At 39.8% G+C, this 26,988-nt stretch carries 30 protein-coding genes and 1 tRNA gene; 21 read left to right on the forward strand and 10 right to left on the reverse strand.

Annotated elements, in window-relative coordinates:
• The first annotated feature begins 106 nt into the window (after positions 1 to 106).
• Positions 107 to 2,161 (forward strand): DNA helicase IV, encoded by a 2,055-nt coding sequence (helD, locus tag LDO51_RS13165; protein WP_225574918.1) that lies wholly within the window; start codon positions 107 to 109, stop codon positions 2,159 to 2,161.
• Between the two features lie 106 nt (positions 2,162 to 2,267).
• Here helD and LDO51_RS13170 read toward each other — a convergent pair whose 3' ends face one another.
• Positions 2,268 to 2,726: a methylglyoxal synthase gene (locus tag LDO51_RS13170; protein WP_224060625.1), complete on the reverse strand. Its 459-nt coding sequence runs from the start codon at positions 2,724 to 2,726 to the stop codon at positions 2,268 to 2,270.
• A gap of 130 nt (positions 2,727 to 2,856) precedes the next feature.
• Between LDO51_RS13170 and LDO51_RS13175 the strand changes: the two genes are divergently transcribed.
• Positions 2,857 to 3,270, forward strand: coding sequence for a CoA-binding protein (locus LDO51_RS13175; protein ID WP_225574919.1), 414 nt, complete (start codon positions 2,857 to 2,859; stop codon positions 3,268 to 3,270).
• Positions 3,271 to 3,345: 75 nt separating this feature from the next.
• On the opposite strand, the gene hspQ is transcribed toward LDO51_RS13175, so the two are convergent.
• Positions 3,346 to 3,666, reverse strand: a complete 321-nt coding sequence (gene hspQ / locus LDO51_RS13180; protein ID WP_225574920.1) for a heat shock protein HspQ — start codon at positions 3,664 to 3,666, stop codon at positions 3,346 to 3,348.
• 217 nt (positions 3,667 to 3,883) lie between these two features.
• Here hspQ and LDO51_RS13185 point away from each other — a divergent pair, with 217 nt between their 5' ends.
• Positions 3,884 to 4,162: an acylphosphatase gene (locus LDO51_RS13185; protein ID WP_225574921.1), complete on the forward strand. Its 279-nt coding sequence runs from the start codon at positions 3,884 to 3,886 to the stop codon at positions 4,160 to 4,162.
• A gap of 26 nt (positions 4,163 to 4,188) precedes the next feature.
• On the opposite strand, the gene LDO51_RS13190 is transcribed toward LDO51_RS13185, so the two are convergent.
• A complete protein-coding gene (locus LDO51_RS13190) occupies positions 4,189 to 4,518 on the reverse strand; it encodes a TusE/DsrC/DsvC family sulfur relay protein (RefSeq protein ID WP_036951672.1) in 330 nt (109 codons plus the stop codon).
• Between the two features lie 194 nt (positions 4,519 to 4,712).
• Here LDO51_RS13190 and LDO51_RS13195 point away from each other — a divergent pair.
• From LDO51_RS13195 to LDO51_RS13215, 5 genes are all read left to right on the forward strand, one after another.
• Positions 4,713 to 4,800, forward strand: a tRNA-Ser gene (locus tag LDO51_RS13195).
• Positions 4,801 to 5,178: 378 nt separating this feature from the next.
• Positions 5,179 to 5,724 (forward strand): GNAT family N-acetyltransferase, encoded by a 546-nt coding sequence (locus tag LDO51_RS13200; RefSeq protein WP_225574922.1) that lies wholly within the window; start codon positions 5,179 to 5,181, stop codon positions 5,722 to 5,724.
• A gap of 75 nt (positions 5,725 to 5,799) precedes the next feature.
• Positions 5,800 to 6,336 carry a hypothetical protein gene (locus tag LDO51_RS13205; protein ID WP_225574923.1) on the forward strand — a complete coding sequence of 179 codons (537 nt, stop codon included), beginning with the start codon at positions 5,800 to 5,802 and terminating at the stop codon, positions 6,334 to 6,336.
• A 46-nt stretch (positions 6,337 to 6,382) separates the two neighbouring features.
• Positions 6,383 to 6,847: a GNAT family N-acetyltransferase gene (locus LDO51_RS13210; RefSeq protein WP_225574924.1), complete on the forward strand. Its 465-nt coding sequence runs from the start codon at positions 6,383 to 6,385 to the stop codon at positions 6,845 to 6,847.
• 524 nt (positions 6,848 to 7,371) lie between these two features.
• Positions 7,372 to 8,787 (forward strand): NAD(P)/FAD-dependent oxidoreductase, encoded by a 1,416-nt coding sequence (locus LDO51_RS13215; protein ID WP_225574925.1) that lies wholly within the window; start codon positions 7,372 to 7,374, stop codon positions 8,785 to 8,787.
• A 162-nt stretch (positions 8,788 to 8,949) separates the two neighbouring features.
• Here the strand turns inward: LDO51_RS13215 and LDO51_RS13220 are convergent, their stop codons facing one another.
• Positions 8,950 to 9,447 carry a hypothetical protein gene (locus LDO51_RS13220; RefSeq protein ID WP_225574926.1) on the reverse strand — a complete coding sequence of 166 codons (498 nt, stop codon included), beginning with the start codon at positions 9,445 to 9,447 and terminating at the stop codon, positions 8,950 to 8,952.
• Positions 9,448 to 9,631: 184 nt separating this feature from the next.
• On the opposite strand from LDO51_RS13220, the gene LDO51_RS19745 reads away from it, so the two are divergent.
• From LDO51_RS19745 to LDO51_RS13270, 11 genes are all read left to right on the forward strand, one after another.
• On the forward strand, positions 9,632 to 9,754 hold the full coding sequence (locus tag LDO51_RS19745) for a hypothetical protein (protein WP_263869877.1): 123 nt from the start codon (positions 9,632 to 9,634) through the stop codon (positions 9,752 to 9,754).
• 11 nt (positions 9,755 to 9,765) lie between these two features.
• The gene (locus LDO51_RS13225) at positions 9,766 to 9,924 is read left to right on the forward strand and encodes a hypothetical protein (protein ID WP_225574927.1); all 159 of its coding nucleotides are present in this window, start codon (positions 9,766 to 9,768) and stop codon (positions 9,922 to 9,924) included.
• Between the two features lie 118 nt (positions 9,925 to 10,042).
• Entirely contained in the window at positions 10,043 to 10,288 is a 246-nt protein-coding gene (locus tag LDO51_RS13230; RefSeq protein ID WP_225574928.1) for a hypothetical protein, read from the forward strand.
• 142 nt (positions 10,289 to 10,430) lie between these two features.
• Positions 10,431 to 11,114: a carbonate dehydratase gene (can, locus tag LDO51_RS13235; RefSeq protein ID WP_225574929.1), complete on the forward strand. Its 684-nt coding sequence runs from the start codon at positions 10,431 to 10,433 to the stop codon at positions 11,112 to 11,114.
• 193 nt (positions 11,115 to 11,307) lie between these two features.
• Entirely contained in the window at positions 11,308 to 11,736 is a 429-nt protein-coding gene (locus LDO51_RS13240) for a TOBE domain-containing protein (protein ID WP_225574930.1), read from the forward strand.
• 239 nt (positions 11,737 to 11,975) lie between these two features.
• The gene (locus LDO51_RS13245; protein WP_225574931.1) at positions 11,976 to 12,242 is read left to right on the forward strand and encodes a DUF2798 domain-containing protein; all 267 of its coding nucleotides are present in this window, start codon (positions 11,976 to 11,978) and stop codon (positions 12,240 to 12,242) included.
• A 60-nt stretch (positions 12,243 to 12,302) separates the two neighbouring features.
• Positions 12,303 to 12,626: a YnfA family protein gene (locus LDO51_RS13250; protein WP_225574932.1), complete on the forward strand. Its 324-nt coding sequence runs from the start codon at positions 12,303 to 12,305 to the stop codon at positions 12,624 to 12,626.
• A gap of 351 nt (positions 12,627 to 12,977) precedes the next feature.
• Positions 12,978 to 16,025 (forward strand): formate dehydrogenase-N subunit alpha, encoded by a 3,048-nt coding sequence (gene fdnG / locus LDO51_RS13255; RefSeq protein ID WP_225574933.1) that lies wholly within the window; start codon positions 12,978 to 12,980, stop codon positions 16,023 to 16,025.
• 11 nt (positions 16,026 to 16,036) lie between these two features.
• Entirely contained in the window at positions 16,037 to 16,924 is an 888-nt protein-coding gene (gene fdxH / locus LDO51_RS13260) for a formate dehydrogenase subunit beta (protein ID WP_181478355.1), read from the forward strand.
• Positions 16,917 to 17,573 (forward strand): formate dehydrogenase-N subunit gamma, encoded by a 657-nt coding sequence (fdnI, locus tag LDO51_RS13265; protein WP_225574934.1) that lies wholly within the window; start codon positions 16,917 to 16,919, stop codon positions 17,571 to 17,573. The genes fdxH and fdnI overlap by 8 nt, the downstream gene beginning before the upstream one ends.
• Positions 17,574 to 17,706: 133 nt before the next feature.
• The gene (locus LDO51_RS13270) at positions 17,707 to 18,240 is read left to right on the forward strand and encodes a GNAT family N-acetyltransferase (protein WP_225574935.1); all 534 of its coding nucleotides are present in this window, start codon (positions 17,707 to 17,709) and stop codon (positions 18,238 to 18,240) included.
• Positions 18,241 to 18,250: 10 nt separating this feature from the next.
• Here the strand turns inward: LDO51_RS13270 and LDO51_RS13275 are convergent, their stop codons facing one another.
• The gene (locus tag LDO51_RS13275) at positions 18,251 to 18,688 is read right to left on the reverse strand and encodes a GNAT family N-acetyltransferase (protein WP_225574936.1); all 438 of its coding nucleotides are present in this window, start codon (positions 18,686 to 18,688) and stop codon (positions 18,251 to 18,253) included.
• Between the two features lie 237 nt (positions 18,689 to 18,925).
• Between LDO51_RS13275 and agp the strand changes: the two genes are divergently transcribed.
• Positions 18,926 to 20,179 (forward strand): bifunctional glucose-1-phosphatase/inositol phosphatase, encoded by a 1,254-nt coding sequence (agp, locus tag LDO51_RS13280; protein WP_225574937.1) that lies wholly within the window; start codon positions 18,926 to 18,928, stop codon positions 20,177 to 20,179.
• Between the two features lie 223 nt (positions 20,180 to 20,402).
• Here the strand turns inward: agp and LDO51_RS13285 are convergent, their stop codons facing one another.
• Both LDO51_RS13285 and LDO51_RS13290 read right to left on the reverse strand, forming a co-directional pair.
• Positions 20,403 to 20,840, reverse strand: a complete 438-nt coding sequence (locus LDO51_RS13285) for a universal stress protein (RefSeq protein WP_225574938.1) — start codon at positions 20,838 to 20,840, stop codon at positions 20,403 to 20,405.
• Positions 20,841 to 21,042: 202 nt separating this feature from the next.
• Positions 21,043 to 21,645 (reverse strand): tetratricopeptide repeat protein, encoded by a 603-nt coding sequence (locus tag LDO51_RS13290; RefSeq protein ID WP_225574939.1) that lies wholly within the window; start codon positions 21,643 to 21,645, stop codon positions 21,043 to 21,045.
• 731 nt (positions 21,646 to 22,376) lie between these two features.
• Between LDO51_RS13290 and LDO51_RS13295 the strand changes: the two genes are divergently transcribed.
• Positions 22,377 to 23,705, forward strand: coding sequence for an amino acid permease (locus LDO51_RS13295; protein ID WP_225574940.1), 1,329 nt, complete (start codon positions 22,377 to 22,379; stop codon positions 23,703 to 23,705).
• 93 nt (positions 23,706 to 23,798) lie between these two features.
• Here LDO51_RS13295 and LDO51_RS13300 read toward each other — a convergent pair whose 3' ends face one another.
• The 3 genes from LDO51_RS13300 to LDO51_RS13310 form a co-directional block, all read right to left on the reverse strand.
• Positions 23,799 to 24,206, reverse strand: a complete 408-nt coding sequence (locus LDO51_RS13300) for an acyl-CoA thioesterase (RefSeq protein WP_036951567.1) — start codon at positions 24,204 to 24,206, stop codon at positions 23,799 to 23,801.
• A gap of 140 nt (positions 24,207 to 24,346) precedes the next feature.
• Complete coding sequence (locus LDO51_RS13305) at positions 24,347 to 25,153, reverse strand: PhzF family phenazine biosynthesis protein (RefSeq protein WP_225574941.1); 807 nt, start codon at positions 25,151 to 25,153, stop codon at positions 24,347 to 24,349.
• 146 nt (positions 25,154 to 25,299) lie between these two features.
• Entirely contained in the window at positions 25,300 to 26,832 is a 1,533-nt protein-coding gene (locus LDO51_RS13310) for a peptide MFS transporter (protein WP_225574942.1), read from the reverse strand.
• Between the last annotated feature and the right edge of the window lie 156 nt (positions 26,833 to 26,988).

Below are 26,988 nucleotides of genomic sequence, written 5' to 3' on the forward strand. Positions count from 1 at the left end.
AGACAAATCCTTATCTCTATAGAATAACGTGTTTACGTAGAATAAAAAACTATTAGCAATTATGCTTTGATAATTTTCACGAATGATTCACACAGGTGCAGAACGTATGGAACTGAAATCGACACAGATTGGACAGCGCCTGGCTCAGCATCCCTATAATCGGGTTCGCTTACTTAATGCAGGCATCGAAGTTAGTGGTGAAAACCATCAATATCTTATTCCTTTCAATGAGCTAATCGATATTCGCTGTAAGCGAGGGATCGTCTGGGGGGAGTTGGAATTTGAGGTTTTAGATGAACAAGTCGTTCGTTTGCACGGTACTGAATGGAAACAAACTCAGCGTTTCTACCATTTTTTGAATGAAAAATGGCAGCAATGGAGCGTTGAAATGAGCGAGGTCAGCGCTCAAGTATTGACGTCTTTAACTCAGTCTATTTTGCAACAAATTCAGCAAGATGCATGGTTAAGTTTACGTAATTTACAATCTATAAAAGAAAAAATCACTCAGCAGTTTTCATCGCTTCCTTTACCCCTCGTTCGAATGCCTTTATTTGAAAACTGTGCCGCACATTACCAATTTTGCAGTCAGTGGCTAACAAATAGCGAACAATGCCGTAAACAAAATAACCAAAATTGGTGTCAGTCAGTTTTAACGCGCTACGATGATTTTTTCCAACATATTGAATCCTCTCCATTAAATTACTCTCAATCATTATCAGTCATTAATGGTGAAGAGAATGTTTTAGTTTTAGCGGGAGCCGGTAGCGGAAAAACATCGGTGCTGGTTGCGAGGGCTGGGTGGCTTCTATTAAGAGAATTGGCTAAACCTGAGCAAATATTGTTATTGGCATTTGGGCGTAAAGCAGCTGAAGAGATGAATGAGCGCATTCAATCTCGTTTACAACAAAAAGAGATTGAAGCGAAGACATTTCACGCACTTGCATTGCAGATTATCCGTGAAGGTAGCAATAAATCACCAGTGATTAGTGCGCTGGAATCGGATACCGAAAAGCGCCAATCTCTCTTGTTGAATGAATGGCGAGTGCAGTGCTCCAGTAAAAAAGCTCAAGCGAAAGGTTGGCGAGAGTGGCTGTCAGAAGAACTGCAATGGGATATTCCTGAAGGTGAGTTTTGGAATGATGAAAAAATTAGTCGCAAAGTGGTTGTTCGACTAGAACGCTGGTTGAGTTTGATCCGTTCTCATGGTGGCAGCCAAAAAGAGATGATTGACAATACGCGGGAAGAAATTCGTGTGTTATTCCAAAAACGGATTCGTTTAATGGCTCCGCTATTGAAAGCTTGGAAAAGTGCTCTCAAAGATGAAGGTGCGATTGATTTCTCCGGTCTTATTCATCAAGCGGTTAATATTATTGAAAAAGGGCGCTTTATTAGCCCGTGGAAGCATATTTTAGTTGATGAGTTCCAAGATATTTCCCCACTAAGAGCCAAATTATTACATGCATTACGCCAACAAAATAAGCAAACCTGCTTATTTGCGGTCGGTGATGATTGGCAGGCAATCTATCGCTTTAGCGGCGCTGAATTGGATTTGACGACGTCATTCAAAACGCATTTTGGCGAAGGGGATTTATGTGCATTAGATACAACATACCGCTTTAATGAGCGCATTGGTGATATCGCGAATCGCTTTGTATTACAGAATCCAAGTCAGTTAGATAAGCCATTAAATAGCCTAACAAAAGGTAATAAAAAATCAGTCGTTTTATTGTATGAAGATGCACTAGAGCGTTTGCTGGATAAAATGAGCGGTTATGTTTTAGATGATGAAATTATCTTAATTTTGGCTCGTTACCACTATTTAAAGCCAGAAATTTTAAAGAAAGCGGAAACACGCTGGCCGAAATTAAAGATTCAATTTATGACCATGCATGCATCGAAAGGTCAACAGGCGGATCATGTCATTATTTGTGGTTTAAATGGTGGTAAAGAGGGTTTCCCTGCCCCTGCACGGGAATCGATTATTGAAGATGCTTTACTGCCGCAACCTGAACATTTTGAACATGCGGAAGAACGACGACTATTTTATGTGGCGTTGACGAGAGCGAAGCAGCAAGCATGGTTATTGTATAACCCCGATAATCCGTCCGAGTTTGTTGAAGAGCTAAGGCAAATGGGCGTACCTAGGCAGAAAAAACCTTAAAATTCACTTAGTAAAATTCAACTCTTAAAAATGAAAACTGCGTCATTGAGGATACCGATGGCGCAGTTTTTTATTTACTCACTTACTACTATTTTCTTACGTACGATTAATTAGTACGTTTATTTAAATAGCTTTGATAATCAGGGATCACAATATCAATTTCCCCATCAAAGAAAGGGGAGGTAATGAGAAAATCAGCGGTAGCTGGGTTAGTGGCTACAGGAATGTTCCACACAGTGGCTAATCGCAGAAGGGCTTTTACATCAGGATCGTGAGGAACGGCATTTAACGGATCCCAAAAGAAAATGAGTAGGTCGATTTTTTGTTCTGCAATCATGGCGCCAATTTGTTGGTCACCACCCATTGGGCCGCTCAACATACCGGTGACGGGTAAACCAGTCTCTTTATTGACTAAACTCCCAGTGGTACCTGTTGCAAACAGTTTGTGTGAACTTAATTTCGTTTTATTTTTGGTTACCCAACCGAGTAAGGATGATTTACAGTGGTCATGGGCAACTAAGGCAATATTTTTTGAAGCTGTGATTTTACGGGTGGTAAATTCCATGAGGTTCCCTTAAACAAGATTGGCATCACAAATAGATAGCTGTTACGCATCTTAAAAATTGAGTGAACAAAGATGTACAACATATATCATAATGCATATGAATAGTTTACTGATTTTGGGAGATATTTTGATGAGAGATCAAGAAATTGCTGAAATTCTAACGAGCGTTAAGACGATTGCATTAGTTGGCGCGAGTGACCGTACAGACCGCCCAAGCTATGAAGTCATGGAATACCTCTTACACCAAGGGTATCAGGTTATTCCTGTGAGTCCAAAGCTTGCAGGGCAAACATTGTTAGGGCAGCGGGTTTATGCACAACTGAGTGAAATCCCTAACCCTATAGATATGGTTGATGTTTTTAGAAATGCTGATGCTGCAGTCGGTGTTGCCCATGAAGCCGTCGCTATTAATGCTAAAGTCTTATGGCTACAAAAAGGGGTTATTAGTGAAGAGGCACAAAGAATAGCTGTGAATGCGGGGTTACAGTGTGTGATGGATAAATGCCCTAAACAAGAAATCCCAGTGTTAGGTTTGGAAAAATAAGCATCGTGAGTTTATCGACGGTAATGTAAAAAAATAAAGCAGCTGGTGGGCTGCTTTACTGGATTGCGTTCATGATCAGTTACGTAGACGCGGAGCTTGTAATTGGGATCTTATCGATTCTGCTAACTCATCCATAGAAGGTTGTTCTGGATGGTCATCAGTTATCTCATAAGTAATCTGTGCTTCTGCTAAATAAGTATGAACCGCTTCCCCATTATCATCTTCCATGACGACATGATACCAAGGCAGATCGCGTAATGTACTGTTGGATGCAATGTCATCATCATGTGGTTGGTCGAGCGAGTATTCAGGGTCAACATCAACAACTACCCCAAGGTAGCCGAGAAGCTTGTGTCTGACTTGTTGCCCGATGCCATATTTACTGGTGATCATCATAGCGACCTCCTTAAAAGCCTTGCTTGTGCTGTAAACTACATGTGGGCAGTGCTGTGCGTTTTCAAGCCAATGTGTGGACAATTACTTATAACGCAATACACTGTCTTTAAGTAATAACGAAAAGCAGTGCCTCAATAATCAGATTATCTGCTGAATGAATAAAAAACAACTGCGCCAAAGTGTTTTAATTGATTAAGTAATGACATCGGAGGCTTATATGACAGTAACAGGTCGCTATTTCTATATTTATGGACGAGTTCAAGGTGTTGGGTTTCGTTACCAAACCTATCATTGGGCTAATCAAAATGGGATCAAAGGGTTTGTTTATAACCGGGATGATGGCAGTGTGAAACTGGCTATTTATGGTTCCGAACAAGATATTGAATTTGTCGATGAGTGGCTGAAAGCGGGCGGACCTCCAGGGGCTAAAATTGATCATTACTTTAGTGAAAGTTGGCATACTGAACCAATAGCGGATTTTTCCGTCCGCTATTAACGTATTCTTAAATGATTAGCAGGTTCTTAAATGCATTTTACGGGTTTAGGAAGACCTGCAAGTTTTGTCGCTTGCTTCGCAGGACCTTGAGGAAACAGTCGATATAAATAACGGCTGTTGCCTTTTTCTTCCCCAAATTGCTGAGAAACCGCTTTAACTAACATTCTGATCGCAGGCGATGTATTAAATTCTAAATAGAACGCACGAACGAAACGGATAATTTCGAGATGCTCGTCAGTGAGTTCAATTTCTTCTTGCGCAGCGAGTAGCGGAATAAGATCTTCGCTCCATTGTTGGCTATCAAGTAGGTAGCCTTGCGAGTCTGTTTCAATTTCTTGATTATTAAAAACCAACATACTTAATTTCTATCCAAACAAAAGTAGACCGCAAATTTAGCAAAAAACCAGCAATAACCCAAGTAAACCCTGCTTGAATAGGAAAAAATGTTGATAATTTCATCCATTGAATCAATGTGCGTCTATTTTTAAAGCGAACGAACAAATTAGGGGTTTACATTGAAAGCGCAGATGATTATAGTGCTCGTCATTGCGGAGGGGTGGCCGAGCGGCTGAAGGCAGCGGTCTTGAAAACCGCCGATGGGAAACCATCCGAGAGTTCGAATCTCTCCTCCTCCGCCATCTTCACTTCTAGCAACGTCTTATACAATCTTCCAATTCCAAGTAAATCTTAAATTAATTCCAAATAAGCTCAGAAATTTATCAAACACTCTAGCAAATTTCATTCTATTGAAGTTAACTGAGGCCTTTCTGAATCGCTAAAATCTCGCTATGCAATACTGCTAGTTTATGGAACTAACCGATAGAGCAATTAGGTGCGCCAAGCTAAAAGATATTGTCTACTCCCGATTAATTAAGTTCTCAATGCTTAAACTAACTCCAAATTACTTGGAAAATTCGAATCAACCTGCTGGATTTTAGTTACAAGCACGCCCAATTAAGACATAGTTAAATGTAATTATACACTGTGTAATGGTATCTTTAATTTGAGGCGTCAATATGATAATTCATTGCTATGATAAAAAAATAAATGAAAATAAACTCGATGAACTTGTTAACTTACTTTATAAGTGCGTCCTTGGCGGCGCTAGTGTTGGATATACTGACGCAAAAACTCAAATTAATGAGATGAGAAACTATTGGATTGGCGTCAATCATTCGTTATCAACAAATAGTTTTAAGCTGATCTCAGCAGAGTTTGATAATCAAATCGTTGGGGTTGTTGGTATTGAATTATGCACAAAACCAAATGGTAAACATCGAGGAGAAATCTGTAAGTTATTGGTATTACCTGAATATAGGCGTAAAGGACTTGCAAGAAAATTGATGCAAGAGGCTGAGCAAGTTGCATGGGATTCAGGATTGAGGCTTTTAACACTGGATACAAATACTAAAGGGATAACGGTTAGCTTATATAATTCCCTTGGATGGCAGATAAGTGGTGAAATCCCAGAATTCGCTCAATCGGTTGGTGGCACTCTTGAATCCACCACTATTATGTTTAAGCGCAAGCCCGAAAATGGACTGTTAAATAAGGTTGATTAATCGCTATTTTTTTAAGAATAATAGCCATAGGGTATTTTAAAAATTCAAAGAATATCAGTTTAATTAGGAAATATTATGACGCTACCTAAGCGTTTGAAACCTATTAAGGTTAGCCGTACCATAATGAAAAAAAAGCTAGAGCTACTAGAGCAAATTACTATCAAAATTGATAATGGCGCCAATGAAAATGACAAAGAACTGAATGCTATGATGAGTAATTGGAATGAAGGGGTAGCAAATTCATGTGAATATTCAGACTTTCGTGATTATAACTCGTGGATAAGCGCGAAAGAATTTACACGTATAGCTTTTAATTACTGCAAATATATTGAAGACCTAACATACGGCGAGTTAATTAGTATCATTGATTTTATATGTAGTGCAAAAGGTAAGGAATCTGACCAATCATATGCACTTAATTTATTAGAAGAAAATTTTGATGCTAACCCATCAGATTTAATTTATTGGCCTAATGAGTGGTTTAATAATGAATCCATCGATGATTTATCATCGGAAGAAATCGCAGCTTATTTGATGGAAAAATCTAATCGAAAATTATCCGATGCTCCTCTCGTGGAATTAAAATACACCCTCCCTAGAGATGTAGGATAATGTCTTATTTTTAAATGTTATAATAAAAGCTAACCATCTAATTTATATGAAAATACAAGTAAAACCCTACCATCCCCAGAATGCAGAAAAACTGCATGAAATATTTTATACCTCAGTTCATTGTATTGCAGCTGCATATTATACAGAAGAGCAGCTTGAGGCTTGGGCGCCAGATTCATATGAGCGTGAGCAGTGGCAAAATAAAATGGACACATTAAAGCCGTTTATTGCATCTCTCGATGGAGAGATTGTTGGATATGCAGATCTTCAAGATGACGGGTATATTGACCATTTTTTTGTTGCGAAACCTCACTGTGGAATTGGCTCCGCACTTATGAATAAACTTCTTGAAGTGGCTAATGCCAAAAGCATCAACAAGCTATGGTCACATGTTAGCTTGTCAGCTGAAGAATTTTTTAAAAGTTATCAATTTGAAATAGTTGAACGTCAAGACGTTTTTGTGAAGGGCGTGCTACTCCATAATGCAATGATGGTTCGATTGGCATTATAGTTAATTGATTCGAAGTATTGATAGATATCTTGATGTGGAAAGCCAACCTCTCACGTTTTTGTATCGTGGTCATAATTCACGGAATTCAACACCTGTTCTGAAGTATATAGTCTAGCCATGCGCCACTCATAAAACCTACATTCTTATTAAAATAGCGAGTTATTTAGGTGTAATCACATAACGTTAGCCCTTAAATGACATTATTTCATAATGATAAGTATTAATTGTTAATGAATAATAATCTAAAAATGATGGGTTTTTATGTATTTTCCTTTAAAATCAAAGAACTATTAATTTTACTAAAAAACATAATTAAATCATTTTTTTCAATGGGATAGTAAGAGTTTTTAAAATTCACAAATGAAGTTTTTATTTATTTTCAATTGATTAATTAGATAAAAAAACTGGCATTTAACACAAAATAAACGCGGTTTACTAATGGTTTACTAATAATTAACAAATAATATAAAATAGTGACATTGTTAGGTAAGTGATATTGATCGTGTATAAGGAATTGTGTCGAAATGGCAATAACCAGAAGAAAATTTATTGTTGGTGGTTCTGTAGTCGCTGTCGCCGCGGGTGCTGGTATTTTAACTCCGATGTTGACTCGTGAAGGGCGATTTGTTCCGGGTAAACCACGTGTTGGTTTTGTTGAAGGAACGCCTGGCGCATTGCCACAGCAATCTGATGTTGTTGTTATTGGCGCTGGTATCTTAGGCGTAATGACGGCGATTAACCTTGCTGAGCGTGGCTTATCTGTCGTGATTGTAGAAAAAGGGAACATTGCGGGAGAGCAATCATCTCGATTCTATGGTCAAGCAATTACATACAAAATGACCGATGAAACCTTCTTATTACACCATTTAGGCAAACATCGTTGGCGAGATATGAATGCGAAGGTGGGGGTTGATACCACTTATCGTACTCAAGGACGTGTAGAAGTTCCTTTGGATGAAGAAGATCTGGTTCACGTTCGCCAATGGATGGATGAACGCCATAAAAACGTTGGCTCTGATATTCCATTTAAAACACGCATGATTGAAGGAAGCGAGTTAAATCAGCGTCTTCATGGAGCGAAGTCTGATTGGAAGATTGCAGGTTTCGAAGAGGATTCAGGTAGTTTCGATGCAGAAATTACAGCATTCGTTATGGCAGAATACGCGAAGAAAATTGGTATTAAAATCTATACCAACTGTGCAGCGCGTGGCTTAGAAACTCAAGCGGGCGTGATCTCTGATGTTGTGACTGAAAAAGGCGCAATCAAAACTTCTCAAGTTGTTGTTGCGGGCGGAGTTTGGTCTCGTCTGTTCATGCAAAACCTAGGTGTAGATGTGCCAACATTACCAGCTTATCAATCACAGCAATTGATTAGCGCGGCACCAAATGCACCGGGTGGAAACGTTGCTCTGCCGGGCAATATTTTCTTCCGTGAACAAGCTGATGGAACCTATGCAACTTCACCACGCGTGATAGTGGCTCCTGTTGTTAAAGAATCCTTCACTTATGGCTATAAGTATCTACCATTGTTAGCATTGCCTGACTTCCCTGTTCATATTTCATTAAACGAACAGCTGATTAACTCGTTTACCCAAGAGACCAGCTGGAAATTAGATGAAGTTTCTCCATTTGAGAAAAACCGTGATATGACGGCATTACCAGACTTACCAGAACTGAATTCATCTCTGGAAAAACTGAAAACTGAGTTCCCAGCATTTAAAGACGCTAAATTAATTGACCAGTGGAGCGGAGCGATGGCTATCGCACCAGATGAAAACCCAATTATTTCTGAAGTTAAGGAATACCCAGGTCTGGTTATCAACACGGCAACTGGCTGGGGGATGACTGAAAGCCCAGTTTCCTCTGAAATGACCGCAGATATCCTGTTAGGTAAAGAGCCAATCATTAATCCGAAAGCATTTAGTCTGTATCGTTTCTAAGTTAAGTACAGTCTGTTATTGACATTAATGTTGATATAAAAATACTAAAGCCCTCAATATGAGGGCTTTTTTGTATCAGACAGAAAACAAAAATGAGTTCTAAACAATGCAACCATTCTTTTGTTATTTCTCAACGATATTAGATTTGACTGGAAAGCAACTTTACTCTAAATCGCCAAAATGCTGGGTAAATTGTGTTTCGTACTGACTTATAAATTGCTCTAGTTTTGCTGGAGTATCTTTAATGTTAGTTTCTGTAATACCTGATTTTGCCATTGCCGTTTTTAATTTTGCTTCAGTGCCTTCATTGATGTCGATGTTAGCAATAACAAGGAAAATAGTTTTTAAATCATCACAACCGCTTTTTGTTTCACACACTTTCGCGATTTTTTGCTCATTAGACATATAGATAGAATAGCTAAAAGCATCTTTAGTGCATACAACATCATTTCTCTCTTCTGAGGTCATATCTTTAGCTATAGCGCTGAAGACACTATTAGTGACTTCAGTGTAGTTTGCAAAAGAGGTGCTATTTTTAGGGGTTGGCAAACCGCTTTTCGTTAAACTTTGATGAGTTAAAGGCAAACAGGCTGAATTGGCCATAGCACCAGAAACAACTGTACCGCTTAAAATAAGGGAGAAAAGTAATTTTTTAAACATAACAAACCTTTCGTTTTTGAAATGATAAAGTAACGTACAATTTAAGTGTAATGGAGGATATAGGATTAACAGCATTCTTTAGATTTTATTTAGACTTTGTAATTGATATCTAATTATTTTACGGAGTTAAGACTTTTAGGTGTCTATAACGATTTTTTATGCATGCTATTGGCACGATATTTTTATGATAAAAACTGGACAGCGCTTGCTAGGAAACTACCAAAGCGATGAAGAACAATATCGCCATCTATTAACCAACAGTGTTGCGTTTGGCGAGAAGTTTAACCTCACGTCGGCGATTGACTGACACCTGAACAGATGGCAAACCTGACAACCGATATTGTCTGGATGGTCAACAAAGAAGTCACGCTCCCTGATGGGCGTGTTGAAAAAGTAAGTGTTCCGCAAGTGTACGTTCGAGCGCGCCAAGGGGACTTAAACGGCAATGGTGCTCTCTTGACAGGACGCAATGGTTAGCGTTGATATGGCAGGGGATATTAAAAACAAAGCCGACTACAAAGTTGATAGCCAAAGTGGCAGGTTTAGCACAGGTGGGCGTCAGTTGGTGAGCAGTTTGTGACCAACGCCGCCTTCATTGCTAGCCAATGTGAAAGGCAGCGGCTCCGCGAGTAACACCACGCACTCGGCGGTGTCGGAGGGTGAAATTGTTATTCGCGACAAGGATAATCAGCAGCAAAATGTGGCGGATTTAAGCCGTGATACGGACAATGCTCATGAAAAACTCAATACCCTTTTTGATAAAGAGAAAGAGCAAAAACGGATTGAGAAAGTGCAGCTAATTGGATGGCAGTCAAGAAAACACTTATATTTAGAAAAATAAGCCACCTAAAAATTACTTTTTGCATATTAACCGATTGAGAGTAATCTCCTGGTAAATTCAGATACATTAATTAAATTGACTGTATTTTTATAAATAAGTTTTAAATATCATCTATAGCAAGATTTGTAAGTGAGCGTGCCACATGGCGATGGATAAAGTTAAAGAATTATTTGTGAATAACAGGGAATGGGCCTCGTCGATTAAAGAACAAGACCCTGACTTTTTTCGACAATTATCAAAAGACCAGCAACCTAAGTTTTTATGGATTGGCTGCTCAGATAGCCGAGTACCTTCTGAAAAATTAATTAAAGTTGGCCCCGGGGATCTGTTTGTTCATCGAAATATCGCGAATCTGGTGGTTCACACCGATCTCAACTGTTTATCTGCTATTCAATATGCTATTGATGTGCTCAAAGTGGAGCATATTATTGTCTGTGGGCATTATGGCTGTGGTGGTGTTGAGGCTGCGATTAATAATAAGGAATTAGGTTTAATTGATAATTGGCTGCTGCACATTCGAGATATTTGGTTTAAACATAGCAGAATGTTAGGTGAGCTTAAACCAACAGAGCGTATTAATCGCTTATGTGAATTGAACGTTATTGAGCAAGTTTATAATCTGGGCCATTCCACTGTATTGCAATCAGCATGGAAAAGAGGGCAGGATATTATGGTTCACGGCTGGATCTACGGCATCAATGATGGTTATTTGGTGGATCTTGATATTACAGCGGATAGCCGAGCAAAACTGGAGGTTTGTTATCGAGAAGCGATAGCGGCCTTAACCACAAAAGCACCGTTTACGACAGGTTGCTCCGCAGATTAATGACGTGAAGATACGTTACGGTTAAATTGAGAACTGAATTTTTTTAGTAAAATAACAGACTCATAGAATGAAGCGTTAATTGTAACTCATTGCTCATTTGTGAAAATGAGAATATGGGGTCGTTTGTAAACAATATTTAAAAAGTTTACTATCGCTTCAGTATTCACTGGTCTTCCATTAAATGGGGTTTTCTATGTCAATTTCAGCACGTAATCAGCTTGCAGGAACGGTCGAATCAGTTTTGGCTGGTGCCGTTAATGATGAAGTGGTTTTAAGCTTAGGTAATGGCGAATCAATTTCAGCAGTGATCACGAAAAATAGCACCCAGCTGCTAGGCTTGGCAAAAGGCAAGCAGGCTGTTGCCATTATTAAAGCGCCATGGGTTGTTTTAGTTTCGGATGATCACGAGTATCTCTTTTCGGCTCGTAATCAGTTCAACGGACGTATTGATTCGATTGAGACGGGCAGTGTTAATGCAGTTGTCAATTTGACGACTGGCGCAGGCACTAAATTATCTGCAGTGGTAACGAATAATAGTATTGCTGAGATGAAACTAGCGGCAGGAAGCAAAGTCACGGCTATTGTGAAAGCCTCTAGTGTGATTTTAGCAACCAAAAAGTAAGTTAATGCGATGAAGAGAAAGAGGGAACCGCTCTTTCTCTTTTAATTTTTTATTAGGATAAAATGCATAAGATTTAGTAAATAAGATGTTAAAAGGTATATTGACAAAGCATACCCACAGATTAGAATGATTATCAATTGGTCTCTATGACTCGTAAGCGTTTACGTAAATCAACGCATATAACTTTATTATGCCAACAGTTATATGCTGTTGTGTATCGGCTGATTAATGGAGACTGTATGCCGCATCAAAATCGTAATTATATTTTAGGTATTCCGAAGCTTCCCATGAGAGCCTTATTTTTTCTGGTGCCTTTCTTTTTATCTTTGGTAATGAGCGGTATTGTTTCACTCATTAGTATTCTTCGTGCACTAGGTTTCACCTCCGAAATTTATGGGCCTTGGATTAGTTCATGGGCCATTTCATGGATGATTGCATTCCCAACAGTATTATTTGTTTTACCTATTGCAAGACGTATATCACTGATATTTGTTAAACAAGCTTAAAAAATGCTGCTTATTATTAGGTTGCATGAATAACTATTTCATTAAGAAGAAAATATATTTATGTCATTAAAAATTATTGGATTATTTTTTTTAACTGCTATAGCAGAAATTTTAGGTTGCTACTTTCCTTATTTATGGATGAAAAAGCAGGGAAGCATATGGTTATTACTGCCAACGGTACTTTGTTTAATGTTGTTTGTTTGGTTATTAACCCTGCACCCTGAAGCCAGCGGACGTATTTATGCCACCTACGGTGGAATTTATATTGTCACAGCATTGATCTGGCTAAAAGTCGTTGATGGTGTTTCCCTTGCCACCACGGATTGGATTGGTGCACTGGTGGTTTTACTTGGCGCGGGTATTATTATTAGCGGCTGGAAATAATAATTATCCATATATTAAATTAATTTTTAAAATTTAGATTAATATATGGATTGGTTATTTATTTGAATGTAGGTATAAACCACAATATAAAAAGTGTTTTCAAATCTAATTAAAATTTATTTCTAGTGTCTTTATTTAACTTAATTCATTTCTTAATTCAAATAATCAATCGAATTGATCCAAATCAATTTAACAATAATTACTCATTAAGTGGTAATTGTAATGGCTAATTAACTACCTAAATGATATTAATTAACCTTTATCTTCACTTTCATTGATTTTAGGCAATATATAATTACAAGTGGCTGATATTCTCTCCTGCGAATATACAAAAATAAAAAGAGGTTAATAATGAACGTCAGTCGCAGAAAGTTTTTTAAAATCTGCGCCGGCGGGATGGCAGGTACAACCGTAGCTGCGTTAGGTTTTATGCCAGGAATGGCAATGGCTAATGTACGTGAAAATAAATTATTGCGTTCAAAAGAAACGCGTAATACTTGTACCTATTGTTCCGTGGGTTGTGGATTGCTGATTTATAGTATGGGTGATGGGGCAATGAATGCTCGCTCTGCCATCTTCCACGTCGAGGGTGATGCCGATCATCCAGTGAATCGCGGTGCTCTGTGTCCGAAAGGGGCGGGGTTACTTGATTACATTCGTAGTGACAGTCGTTTACGTTATCCTGAATATCGCGCACCAGGCTCTAATAAATGGGAGCGCATTAGCTGGGATGATGCCTTTACGCGTATTGCCCGCTTAATGAAAGATGACCGCGACGCCAATTTTATTGAAAAAAATGAACAAGGCACCACTGTCAATCGCTGGTTATCAACAGGGATGCTTTGCGCCTCTGCGGCTAGCAATGAAACAGGGATGTTAACCCAAAAATTCGCACGATCGCTCGGTATGTTAGCGGTCGACAACCAAGCGCGTGTCTGACACGGACCAACGGTAGCAAGTCTTGCTCCAACATTTGGTCGCGGTGCGATGACCAACCACTGGGTTGATATTAAAAACGCCAATGTAATTATGGTGATGGGCGGTAACGCCGCTGAAGCTCACCCTGTCGGATTCCGTTGGGCGATTGAAGCGAAAAATAATAATGATGCAACTCTGATTGTGGTAGACCCGCGTTTCACGCGTACCGCATCGGTAGCCGATCATTACGTGCCAATTCGTTCAGGAACGGATATTACCTTCCTTTCTGGTGTTCTACTTTATCTTATTGAGAATAATAAGATAAATGCGGAATACGTTCAGAACTATACCAACGCATCTTTAATTGTTCGGGATGATTTTGACTTTAACGATGGCTTATTCAGCGGTTATGACGCTGAAAAAGGTCGTTATGACAAAACCAGTTGGAACTATAAGTTTGATGAAAATGGTCATGCATTACGTGATGACACGCTGCAAGATCCACGCTGTGTTTGGAATCTGCTAAGAAAACACGTTTCTCGCTATACTCCGGAAATGGTTGAACGGATCTGTGGTACATCACAGGCAGATTTCTTAAAAGTGTGTGAAATTCTGGCAACCACTAGCGCCGCAGATAAAGCGGGAACATTCCTGTACGCATTAGGTTGGACTCAGCATACGGTGGGCGCACAAAATATCCGTACTATGGCGATGATCCAGTTGCTTCTAGGCAACATGGGCATTTGTGGTGGTGGGGTGAATGCGCTGCGTGGACACTCAAACATTCAAGGTTTAACAGATTTAGGTCTGCTGTCGACGAGCCTTCCGGGCTATTTAACGCTGCCATCAGAAAAACAGTTAGATATTGATAGTTATTTGGCTGCGAATACGCCAAAAGCTACGTTACCAAATCAGGTTAACTACTGGAGCAACTATCCGAAATTCTTCGTCAGTTTGATGAAGTCATTCTACGGTGATGCGGCTCAAGCAGAGAACCAATGGGGTTATGATTGGTTACCTAAATGGGATCAAGCTTATGATGTTATGAAGTATTTTGACATGATGAGCAAAGATAAAGTCACCGGCTACATCTGCCAAGGCTTTAACCCAGTTGCCTCATTCCCAGATAAAAACAAAGTAGTTAGCTGTTTAAGTAAGCTGAAATATTTAATCGTGGTTGACCCATTAACCACCGAAACAGCGAACTTCTGGCAGAACCACGGCGAAATGAATGACGTTGACCCTGCTTCCATTCAAACGGAGGTTTTCCGCCTGCCTTCTACCTGTTTTGCGGAAGAAGATGGTTCCATTGCTAACTCCGGTCGCTGGTTGCAGTGGCACTGGAAAGCGGCTGATGCCCCGGGTGAAGCGCGTAATGATGGTCAAATCTTAACGGGTATCTTGTACAAAATCCGTGAGATGTATGAACAAGAAGGTGGTAAAGGTCGCGAACCATTGCTGCAAATGCGTTGGGATTATAAACGCCAATTTCATCCTGAATCAGAAGAAGTGGCGAAAGAGAACAACGGGGTTGCACTGGTCGACTTATATGATGCCGATGGCAACTTACAAGCGAAAAAAGGCGAGCTTCTAAATTCATTCGCTCTGTTACGAGCTGATGGTTCAACGGCGTCTTCTTGCTGGATCTACACCGGTAGCTGGACTGAAAAGGGCAACCAGATGGCAAATCGCGATAACAGCGACCCATCCGGCATTGGTAATACATTGGGTTGGGCATGGGCATGGCCATTAAACCGCCGTGTTATTTATAACCGCGCCTCTTGTGATACCAAAGGTAAGCCGTGGAATAAAGATCTGGTTCTGATTGAGTGGAACGGTAAAAAATGGGTCGGAAACGATGTTCCTGACTTTAACGCTTCTGCGCCAGAAGTCGGTACGGGACCATTTATCATGCAACCAGAAGGTTTAGGTCGTCTGTTTGCGATTGATAAGATGGCAGAGGGTCCATTCCCTGAGCACTATGAGCCATTTGAAACGCCGTTGGGAACTAACCCATTGCATCCAAATGTGGTGTCTAACCCTGCTGCGCGAATTTTTGAAGATGACAAGAAACGTCTTGGCGATCATAAAGAATTTCCGTATGTCGGAACCACTTATCGCTTAACGGAGCATTTCCACACGTGGACCAAGCATGCGCTCTTAAACGCCATTGCTCAGCCAGAACAGTTTGTGGAAATCAGTGAAACCTTAGCCAAAGCCAAAGGTATCGCCTTGGGTGATAAGGTTAAAGTCAGCAGTAAACGCGGCTTTATTAAAGCGATTGCCGTGGTAACACCACGTCTGCAAACCCTGATGGTTGACGGTAAACCGATTGAAACAGTGGGTCTACCTATTCACTGGGGCTTTGAAGGTGCAACGCAAAAAGGCTTTATTACCAACACGTTAACGCCATCTGTGGGGGACGCTAACTCTCAGACTCCTGAGTATAAAGCGTTTTTAGTTAACATTGAGAAGGCGTAAGGGAGGGAACTATGTCCATGCAATCTCAAGACATTATTAAACGTTCCGCGACCAATAGCATTACGCCTCCACCACAGGCGCGTGACGATAAATTTGAAGTCTGCAAACTCATTGACGTGTCATCCTGCATCGGCTGTAAAGCCTGTCAGGTGGCATGCTCGGAATGGAATGATATCCGTGATGAAGTTGGGCACTGCGTTGGGGTTTACGATAACCCAACCGATTTAAGTGCCAAATCTTGGACGGTGATGCGTTTTAGCGAAGTCAGTGAGCAAGGCAAGTTGGAATGGCTGATCCGTAAAGATGGCTGTATGCACTGTGCCGACCCTGGCTGCTTGAAGTCATGCCCATCTGCGGGTGCGATTATTCAATATGCTAACGGTATTGTAGATTTCCAATCGGAACACTGTATTGGTTGTGGTTACTGTATCGCGGGCTGCCCGTTCAACATTCCACGATTAAATCCAAAAGATAATCGTGTGTACAAATGTACATTATGTGTTGACCGTGTAGCGGTGGGGCAAGAACCAGCTTGTGTGAAAACCTGTCCAACGGGTGCGATTCGTTTTGGTACGAAAAACGAAATGCTGGAATACGGCGCAGAGCGTGTTGAAAAACTGCAAAAACGTGGTTATGCCCAAGCTGGCATTTATGATCCGGAAGGTGTTGGGGGAACCCATGTGGTGTACGTGCTACATCATGCGGATAAACCTGAGCTTTACCACGGATTACCAAAAGACCCACAGATTGATACACCAATTAATCTATGGCAAAGCATCCTGAAACCATTATCGGTAGCAGGCTTTATCGCCACATTTGCAGGGCTGATTTTCCACTATGTGGGTATTGGTCCAAACAAAGAAGTGGATGATGAAGAGGAGAAAGATGACCATGAGTAAAAAGAGCAAAATGATCGTTCGGACTAAATTTATTGACCGAGCGTGCCACTGGACAGTGGTTATCAGCTTCTTCTTAGTCGCATTGTCGGGTATTGCACTGTTTTTCCCAACCTTGAAGTGGCTGACTGAAACTTTCGGTACGCCACAAATGGGACGAATTTTGCATCCTTTCTTCGGTGTGCTTATTTTCGTCGTGCTAATGTTTATGTTTGTACGCTTTGTAAAACACAATATTCCAGATAGAAAAGATGTTCCTTGGCTACTGAATATTGTTCAAGTTCTCAAAGGTAACGAACATAAAGTTGCTGATGTGGGTAAATACAACGCAGGTCAAAAAATGATGTTCTGGAGTATCATGAGTATGATTTTTGTACTTTTGGTCACTGGGATCATCATGTGGCGTCCTTATTTCGCGCATTTATTCCCAATCTGGATGGTGCGTTGGAGTATTTTGGTTCACGCATTAGCGGCGATTATCCTGATCCATGCAATTTTAATCCACATGTATATGGCATTCTGGGTTAAAGGATCTATCAACGGCATGATTGAAGGTAAAGTTAGCCGTCGCTGGGCGAAGAAACATCACCCACGTTGGTATCGCGATGTTGAAGCAAAAGAAGCCAAAGCGGAAGCTGAAAAAAGCCAGTAAGTTAGACATTAATTAAGTAATATAAGCCACTGTTGTTGACGTTACCGAGAAGGTTAGGCAATGACAGTGGCTTTTTTATATTTAAAAAATGTCTTATTTGAGGTTGATTATATTGAGTCATTTAGGAGGGGAAATGGTTGAGCTGGTAAGAATTTCTGCAAATGATAAACACGATAATGAATTAATTAATGCGCTATACGATATTTCTTTTCCTGACCACGAAAAACGTTCTTATACAGGGCGGGCGGCACTACTTCCTCTAGAACAATATTATTTATATAAAATTACGGATAATAATCAGTTTGTTGGGTTTATCGGTGGGTGGGTCATTGATGCTTTTTTCTATATTGAACATTTTGCTATCGACCAATACATTCGTGGGGCAGGTTACGGTCAAAAATCTTTGACGGCACTGTGTCAGTTGTACCCTCAGATAGTGTTAGAGATAGACCCATTAGTCGATGAAGTTGCGAGAAAACGCCTTTATTTCTATGAAAAAAATGGTTTTGTCAGAAATAGTTATGTCCATTATCACCCATGTTATAACACCAAGTATTCGCCTCATAAGCTGGAAATTTTAAGTTTCAATGCGCCTTTCACACAGAGTCAATATGATGTATTTAACCATTTTCTGGTGAATACAGTGATGAACAGTCACTACCTATAAAAATAGAATACTATTTAGCTAATTGCATATGCAGCAAAGGAAATGGATTTCCTTCCCCATCAAGTTCGGAACGCGCATATTGAACAAAACCCATATGTTGATAAAAACCAATCGCTTGCGGATTTTGTTCATTCACATCGACTTCATTAATACCTAAGTGTTCAATGGCGTAATTCAGGAGTTGTTTACCGATGCCAGTCCCCCTTGCAAACGGTGAAATAAACAACATTTCTAGACGATTTTCCCCTGTACCTAAAAAGCCAGTTATTTTGCCGTAATGGTCAAAAGCCACAAAAACAGACAAATTAGGCAAGTATTGTTCCCTAATTGGTATTTTTAGCATTTCAATGTTCTTTTCCGGCAGGAAATCATGGGTTGCTCTTACCGATGCTTCCCAAAGATGAAGAATCTCATCGTAATGCTCGATGGTGGCAGGCTGAATATTCATTGCATTTTATCCTTATAATGAAAATTCATCTTAAATTGTGGGTAGCTAATGTCAATATTTGATGACTATTTTAGTTAAGGGGCATTTTTGGGATATTAATCTCAGAAAAAAAAGATAACTACTTCATTATTAGAGGATATGTTTCCGAAATTCATATAAGCACTATACTTGATTTTATTGCAGTGTTTATCGCTTGATTATGTTAATCAATTTAAAAACTATGGTAGGAGTATGCTGATGAAATATAAAATGCTAACAGTGTGTTTATCGGCGGCGTTATTAGCACCAATTGCCCCCGCACTTGCGAGTACAGATAATGCACAAAATATGGAATTAGACCAAGTTTTTGTTCTAAGCCGTCATAATTTACGTACTCCTATTGTTAATACAGGGATCTTGACTGAAATAACCGATAAAAAATGGCCCGCATGGGATGCAGAAAGCGGCTATTTAACGACAAAGGGCGGAGCGCTCGAAGTCTATATGGGACACTATTTTAGAGAGTGGCTCGATAACAATAAATTATTTATGAATGAATTATGTCCAACTAGTAGCGATGATATCTATATTTATACTAATAGCCTACAGAGAACGATTGCAACTGCGCAGTTCTTTACTGCGGGGGCATTCCCGGGCTGTAAAGTAAATATTCATCATAAACCGGAAATTGGTACGATGGATCCGGTGTTTAACCCTATCATTACGAATAGCTCCCCTGAATTTAAAAAACAAGCGCTTGAAGCGATGGAGTCCCACCTTAAAGGGCTAAACCTGAAGCCGGGTTATGATGAACTGGATAATGTTCTCAATATTAAAGATTCGAAGAAGTGCGAGACGGATAAACTGTGTAATTTAGCCACACCAAAGAATAGCTTTATCATTGAAGCGGATAAAGAGCCAGGTGTGAGTGGGCCGTTGAAGATGGCTAATTCTGCCGTCGATGCGATTGACCTGCAATATTATGAAGGCTTCCCTGAGAAAGATGTAGCATGGGGAATGGTGAATAGTGATGAAAAATGGCAAAAGCTGAATACCTTAAAAAATGGCTATCAAGAAACGTTATTTACACCGAAAATTATTGCAAAAAATGTGGCGCATCCAATTTTAAGTTATATGGATAAAGGCTTTGTTTCTGCTAATAAAGGTGAAACTGCTAAATTCATTTTCTTAGTGGGGCATGATTCAAATATTGCTTCAGTGTTGTCTGCAATGGACTTCAAACCGTACCAATTACCTCAACAATATGAACACACACCGATTGGCGGTAAGTTGGTATTCCAACGCTGGACAGATAAAAAAGAGACAAAGGACTATGTGAAGATTGAGTATGTGTATCAAACCTCAGACCAGTTGCGAGACAATACTTACCTCTCTTTAGCAACTCCTCCAAAACACGTTACCCTAGAATTGAAAAATTGCCCGATTGATAAAAATGGGTATTGTTCATGGGAAGATTTTGAAAATGTGATGAAAGAGGCGTTGAAACAGTGATACCCAACTGCCAATAATGCTTGCATCGGCATAAAAAACCCTGCTCCGAGGAGCAGGGTGTGAAATAGTCACGAAAATGTTTATGAACCTCTAATTTACCTTAAATGTCGAATGAATGGGCTTATAATTTGTATGGAATTACCCTTTAGTGTAACAAACTTTAACCTTAGCCATTCGACGAGTTAAAATAGTGTTTTCTGCGGTTGTTAACCCATCGTTTGGATTAGCGAACCACTAATACGCTAGTTTTCGCATAACGTACAACAGAAGCCGCATTGGAGCCTAATAAGTAGGTAGACATACTTGGACGACGTGAACCCAGTAAAATCACATCCGCTTTAATATCTTCAGCTGTTGCCAAAATTTCATCTTTAACTGAACCTACAACCGCTTTTACTTGCACTTTATCTTCAGGGATAGAGAACAGTTTAACTTTCTCTTGTAACTCTTTCAGAATGATATCAGCTTGTTTTTGATCATCTGGGAAATCACTTGGCAAAATAGTGCCGCCATAGCGTAAATAATTGGAAATGGGTGCAGTCACAGCTAAAAAATGAACGGTAGAATTGTTTAGTTTCTGCATGGCATTAACATGCGGAACTAACATTTTGGTGAGGTCGTCTTCGGTAACATCAATAGGAACTAAAATTGTATTGTACATAATATCTCCTTTTTTCTTTTATATTATAAGTTTAGATCATTTTAATCATTTTTCATATTGATTGTTAATAAATTAATATTAACTGAATTGGATTCAAAATGATGTGAGCGAGAATACGCAATTGGAGAGTATAAGGAATAGATAATGACAATAGAAAAACGGCAATACATGAGGGGAGTATCGCCGCTTTGCAAAGAAAATATTATTTTTTAGTCGTTTTAGGTTTTGTGGTTTCTTTTTCTGGGCAGGCTGGTTTTAATCCGCCTTTACACGCTTTATCGATATATTCAGCACCGAGCTTTTCATTAAACTCAGTTCCCTCACCATTTTGTAGCATTTTTCCTAATTGATATTCAGCAGGTGGAAATTTTTTATCTGCTGCTTTTTGGAACCACTCAAAAGCTACGAGATAATTCTGTTTTACGCCAGCACCTTGGTAGTAGAATTGACCCATATAGTTTATGGCTTCAGGATTTCCCTTATTTGCAGATTTTTCAATCCAACCATAGGCTGTTTCAAAATCAGATTGAACGCCATTACCATTAAGATACATATCACCTAGGAATAGTTGAGCGTCCGCATTGCCTTTATTGGCAGCCATCGTAAGCCATTTCTTTGCTTTCGGATAATCTTGCTTAATTTCGTTACCGACATAGTAACCAATGCCTAGCATCACTTGAGCTTTCACATCCCCTTTTTGTGCTTGTTGTTCAATTTGCTTAATGACTTCAGGCGGAACAGGAGCTGCGAAACTTAAATTCGTTGAAAATATAAATAAAGAAATGAAGGTCAATAATCGTAGCATAAGGCTTTCCGTATCTTTAGTTGGCTATGAATATCCTTATTTCAAGGTAAACTCGAAAAGGCGTTAACAGTTATTAACTACAGAGTATAACCATCAAAGTTTTAAATACTCTACTTCTATAATTTGTAAATATCAACGCTCCATAGAAAATACAGATTAAACGAGTTTGTTACTCCTCACGGGTGAACATTAAAAATATTTTTCTTCGTTATAAGCCAGTAATAACACCCTTTGACTCGATAGATGGGTAAAAATTTAATATTACCCTTAATAGAGAACTAGTTATTTGTATCGAAAATTAACAAGAGAAATACAAAATACGGAATTATTGCAAAGAATAGTCATGGTTATCATGGTGTCTTGTGATGTTTAGCACGAAATAAAAGGATAATTGTTGAAATTGTTAATAATCACGCATGGGTTATTAAAAGACTAACATCTTTAAAAACAAAGGGTTATGATTATCACGTTCAAAAACAACTAATAGGGATTATTTCCGTCGATAGATAGAGATATTTACGTCGGATTGCTCTTTTTAGAGAAAAACATTCTCTTTATTGGGGGTTTTATAGGTTAATAAAGAGATAATTTTTCTCTAACATATCCTCTATGATGGAATCATTATAATAGCCTGCAAATAATTAAGGTTATTGGAAGAAATAACCACTTAAGTCGCATCTAAAACAAAAAAAATTCTCTTTTAAGAGTTCAACAATATTAAGTGAGTAATTATGGCTACGATCCCTACAATAGATAATGTTGATGATAGAAAAGCTTCTACGGCTGCTTCTCGTGCTGGTATGACCCAAGAGCAATGGCGTGCTGCCACTAAGTTTGACGGCACAGATGTTGGTTGGGTGATTATGAGTATCGGAATGGCGATTGGTGCGGGGATTGTTTTTCTCCCCGTGCAAGTTGGCTTGATGGGCTTATGGGTATTTTTGCTCTCATCCGTTGTCGGTTATCCTGCAATGTATTTGTTTCAGCGTCTGTTTATTAACACGCTGGCGGAATCACCAGAATGTAAAGATTATCCAAGTGTGATCAGCGGATATCTAGGTAAAAACTGGGGTATGCTGCTTGGCGCACTCTATTTTATTATGCTGGTGATTTGGATGTTTGTTTATTCAACAGCAATCACCAATGACAGCGCATCGTATTTGCAAACTTTCGGTGTAACGGATGGGTTATTATCTGAAAGTCCTTGGTATGGTTTGGCTCTGATTTGTATTTTAGTCGCCATTTCTTCTCGCGGTGAAAAACTGCTATTTAAGCTTTCAAGTTTTATGGTTCTGACTAAATTATTTGTGGTTGCTGCACTAGGCATTTCCATGGTCGGGATGTGGCACTTATATAATGTGGGTTCATTGCCGCCAGTTGGACGCTTGTTTAAAGAGGCAATTATCACATTACCTTTTACATTAACATCGATTCTGTTTATTCAAACATTAAGTCCAATGGTGATTTCATTCCGTAGCCAAAACGTGAACCGCGAAGTGGCACGCTATAAAGCGCTGCGTGCAATGAATATCGCATTTATTATTTTATTCTGTACCGTCTTTTTCTACGCAGTATCATTCACGTTAGCTATGGGTCACGATGAAGCAGTGAAAGCCTATGAGCAAAATATTTCTGCTTTGGCCATCGCAGCGAAATTCTTCCCTGGCGGTTGGGTGACTGTCGTCAGTGTCATGTTAAATATCTTTGCTGTCATGACCGCGTTCTTCGGCGTTTACTTAGGTTTCCGTGAGGCAACGCAAGGTATTGCGATGAATATATTACAACGCATGATGCCTGTTGAGCGTATTAATGAAAATTGGGTGAAAAACGGCATTATGATTTTTGCTGTGCTATTAGCTTGGGGGGCGATTATCCTGAATGCACCAGTGCTGAGCTTCACATCAATCTGTAGCCCAATTTTCGGGATGGTGGGTTGTTTAATTCCAGCATATTTAGTCTATAGAGTCCCAATGCTGCATAAATATAAAGGTATCTCTTTGTATCTGATTATTTTTACCGGAATTTTACTGTGTATTTCGCCATTCTTAGCATTCGCTTGATGCTGATAATATGAATAGTGTGCGCTCTATCTTAATGACCGGGCGCACATTTTTTATTTACCGATATGAACGGTGGTAAATAGAGAACGGTGATTACTGTTCAAATAATGGTGTTGGTTTACCATTTTCATCAATAGCCACGAAATTAAACTGTCCGTGGATTACTTCTTCTCGTCCCTCAGCGTACATATCTTCTAAAAAGATAGAGACATTAACGGTAAGGCTAGTGCGACCAACTCGGATCACTTCCCCGACTAATTCAACGATGGTGCCTGATGGAATAGGGTGGGTAAAATTGATTTTTTCTGTGGAGACGGTCACCAATCTTTTGCGGCAAAAACGGGTCGCGGTTATGAAAGAAACTTCGTCCATCCATGCTAATGCAGTACCACCGAACAGGGTACTATGGTGGTTAGTGGTGGTTGGGAATACCACTTTAGAAACATGGGTGACAGATTGTTCAATTTTTTGTTTGATTACATCATCAACATCGGAACGCATATTTAAGCCTTACTTTCTTTGAATTCTCACGATTTAAAAACTTGAACCGGTAAAAATAATTACTTACCGGAACATTAATGTACATATCATTAATGTTACAGATAAGTGTAATCCTGATCACAAATAAATACAGTGATTAATCAAACATGAATCGTTCCGGCTAAAAAGAGTGTTGCTTTTCCCGTCATTTTGACGCGATTTTGTTCAATCAAGCAGTGTATTTTTCCACCACGTGCAGAAATCTGGTGACCTAATACTGGATTTTTCTGTAAGCGTTTAGCCCAAAGGGGAGCAATTGCACAGTGAGAGGTACCTGTGACGGGATCTTCATTAACACCTTTGGCGGGCGCAAAATAACGAGATACAAAGTCACATTGTTCGTCGTGAGCTTGCTCATCTGTACTTTTCGCTGTAATGGTTAATCCCTGTAAAGGTAATTGTGCAAGGCGCAACATATCTGGGTGGCAATTCTGCACTTGTTCTGGTGTATCAACAAAGCAGATATAACGGTCTTTGGCTAAAAACAGCTCAGAAATAGGGGTGCCGAGGATCTCGCTTAATTGTGAATAGTGGCTTAAATCAGCAGGTTCACAGTCTAAGGCAGGGAAGTCTAATGTGAAGCCATCCTGATTTTTATGGACCGTCAGTTCTCCAGATAAGGACTGAAATACAATAGGGTTTGCCGGGTGCTGCTTAAACTTGTTCAAAATATATGCAGCGGCAAGGGTTGCATGGCCGCACAATTTGACTTCCATCACCGGTGTAAACCAGCGGATATGTTCACCTACCAGAAAGGCAGTTTCAGATAAGTTAATTTCGGCAGCGATAGCGATAAGCTTGTCATCGGGCAGCCACTTATCAAGTAAAACGATAGCGGCCGGATTGCCGTGAAATAGGGTATCAGTGAAGGCATCGACATAATAAACCGGAACAGACAGTGTACTCATCGTAAAAGATCCTTGAAAAGAAACAACTCATTATGATTAGAAAAGTGAGGGAAGAGTAGCACGAGATTTGCGGTATTGAGGAGAGGTTGGCGTAATAATTTTTGAGGTTACTACGCCAACAGATGACTCGCTAATAACGAATAATATTATTTCGCTTTTGCTTCGTTTCTATCTGCGTTTTGCAGCATTTTTCTGACTGGAATAATCAGGGCTGCTAGCACAACAGCACAAATAACCAGTGCGATAGAAACGTGGGAGAACAGGTCTGGCATTGAATCCAGTTGGTCTTTACGGATATTACCACCCATGATACCTGCTGCTAAGTTACCTAGCGCACTTGCACAGAACCATAATCCCATCACCTGACCGCGCATTTTTTGTGGTGCAAGTAATGTCATGGTTGCCAAGCCAATCGGGCTTAAGCACAGTTCACCTAAAGTCAGTAATAAAATACTGCCGACTAACCAGAATGGTGAAACACCAGTTTGTGTGGCCAGAACGTGGTTAGCTGCAACCATCATGACCGCAAAACCACCCGCAGCGAACAGGATACCAATAACAAACTTCGTCATGCTGCTTGGGTTCAGATTACGCTTAGCCAAAGAAGGCCAGAACCAGCTGAAAATAGGAGCTAACAGAATGATGAATAAGGCATTGATTGACTGGAACCAAATTGTTGGGATTTCGAAGTTACCCCATTGGCGATCGGTATAGTCGCGCGCAAAGATGTTAAATGATGTTGGCTTTTGTTCAAATGCAGACCAGAAGAACGCCGCAGCAATTAACAGAATTAAACAAGCCAGTAAGCGAGAGCGTTCGCTGCTGTTCAAACCTGCACAGAAGAACATGAAAATAAAGTAGATGCCCACACACGTTGAGATAATGTAAGCCGAGCTTTTTGCGATCACTGAAGGGTTGAATGGAATGGTACCGTTATTGATTAACACCACCAGTACAGCCAGTGCAGCCATGGCAACAGTAACCCATTTACCGACGTTTTTACGTTGAACGGTAGGGTAATTCCATGTGGAATCTAAGCCAACTTCTTTGTCATAACGACGCATTTGTGGAATCGCGTAGAAACGGAAGATAAGCAAGGCGATTAACATACCCAAACCACCTAAACCGAAGCCTAAATGCCAGCCGTATTTTTCATGTAATGGGCCGATAATTAATGGGGCAATAAATGAACCCATATTGATACCCATATAGAACAGAGAGAAACCGCCATCACGACGCGTATCTTCTTTCTTATACAGCGTTCCAACCATTACGGTGATACAAGTTTTAAATAAACCCGTACCTAATACGATCAATAGCAGTCCCACGAAGAAGAAGGTATTGGTAAATAACGCAGACAGCGCAATCGACAAATGACCCAATGCAATGATCAAAGAACCATACCAAACGGCGCGGCGTTGACCTAACCAGTTATCCGCGAGCCAGCCACCCGGTAAAGATGTGATATAAACACCGCCTGCGAAGATACCTACGATAGCCGATGCTTGCTCAATCGGTAGCTCCATGCCACCTTGCAACAAAGTTGCACTCATAAAGAGGATTAAAAGAGGACGAACACCATAGAAAGAAAAACGTTCCCACATTTCGGTGAGGAAAAGCGAACTCAACGGGTAAGGATGCCCGAAAAAAGTTTTAGTTTTAGTCGCAGAATGACTCATCTGTGAACTCCAATTCGTTGTGACTTAAGAGGTTGTGCCGAATTGTGAATGTGGAGCAGAAGCTCCATCACCGTTTTTTATTGATATGTTAATGCTGTGTTGCAAACATATTTTCGGCATACATTATTATAAAATTGCTAATAAGCAGAATGAATT

The organism is Providencia alcalifaciens (genome assembly GCF_020271745.1).
Taxonomy (GTDB): domain Bacteria; phylum Pseudomonadota; class Gammaproteobacteria; order Enterobacterales; family Enterobacteriaceae; genus Providencia; species Providencia alcalifaciens_B.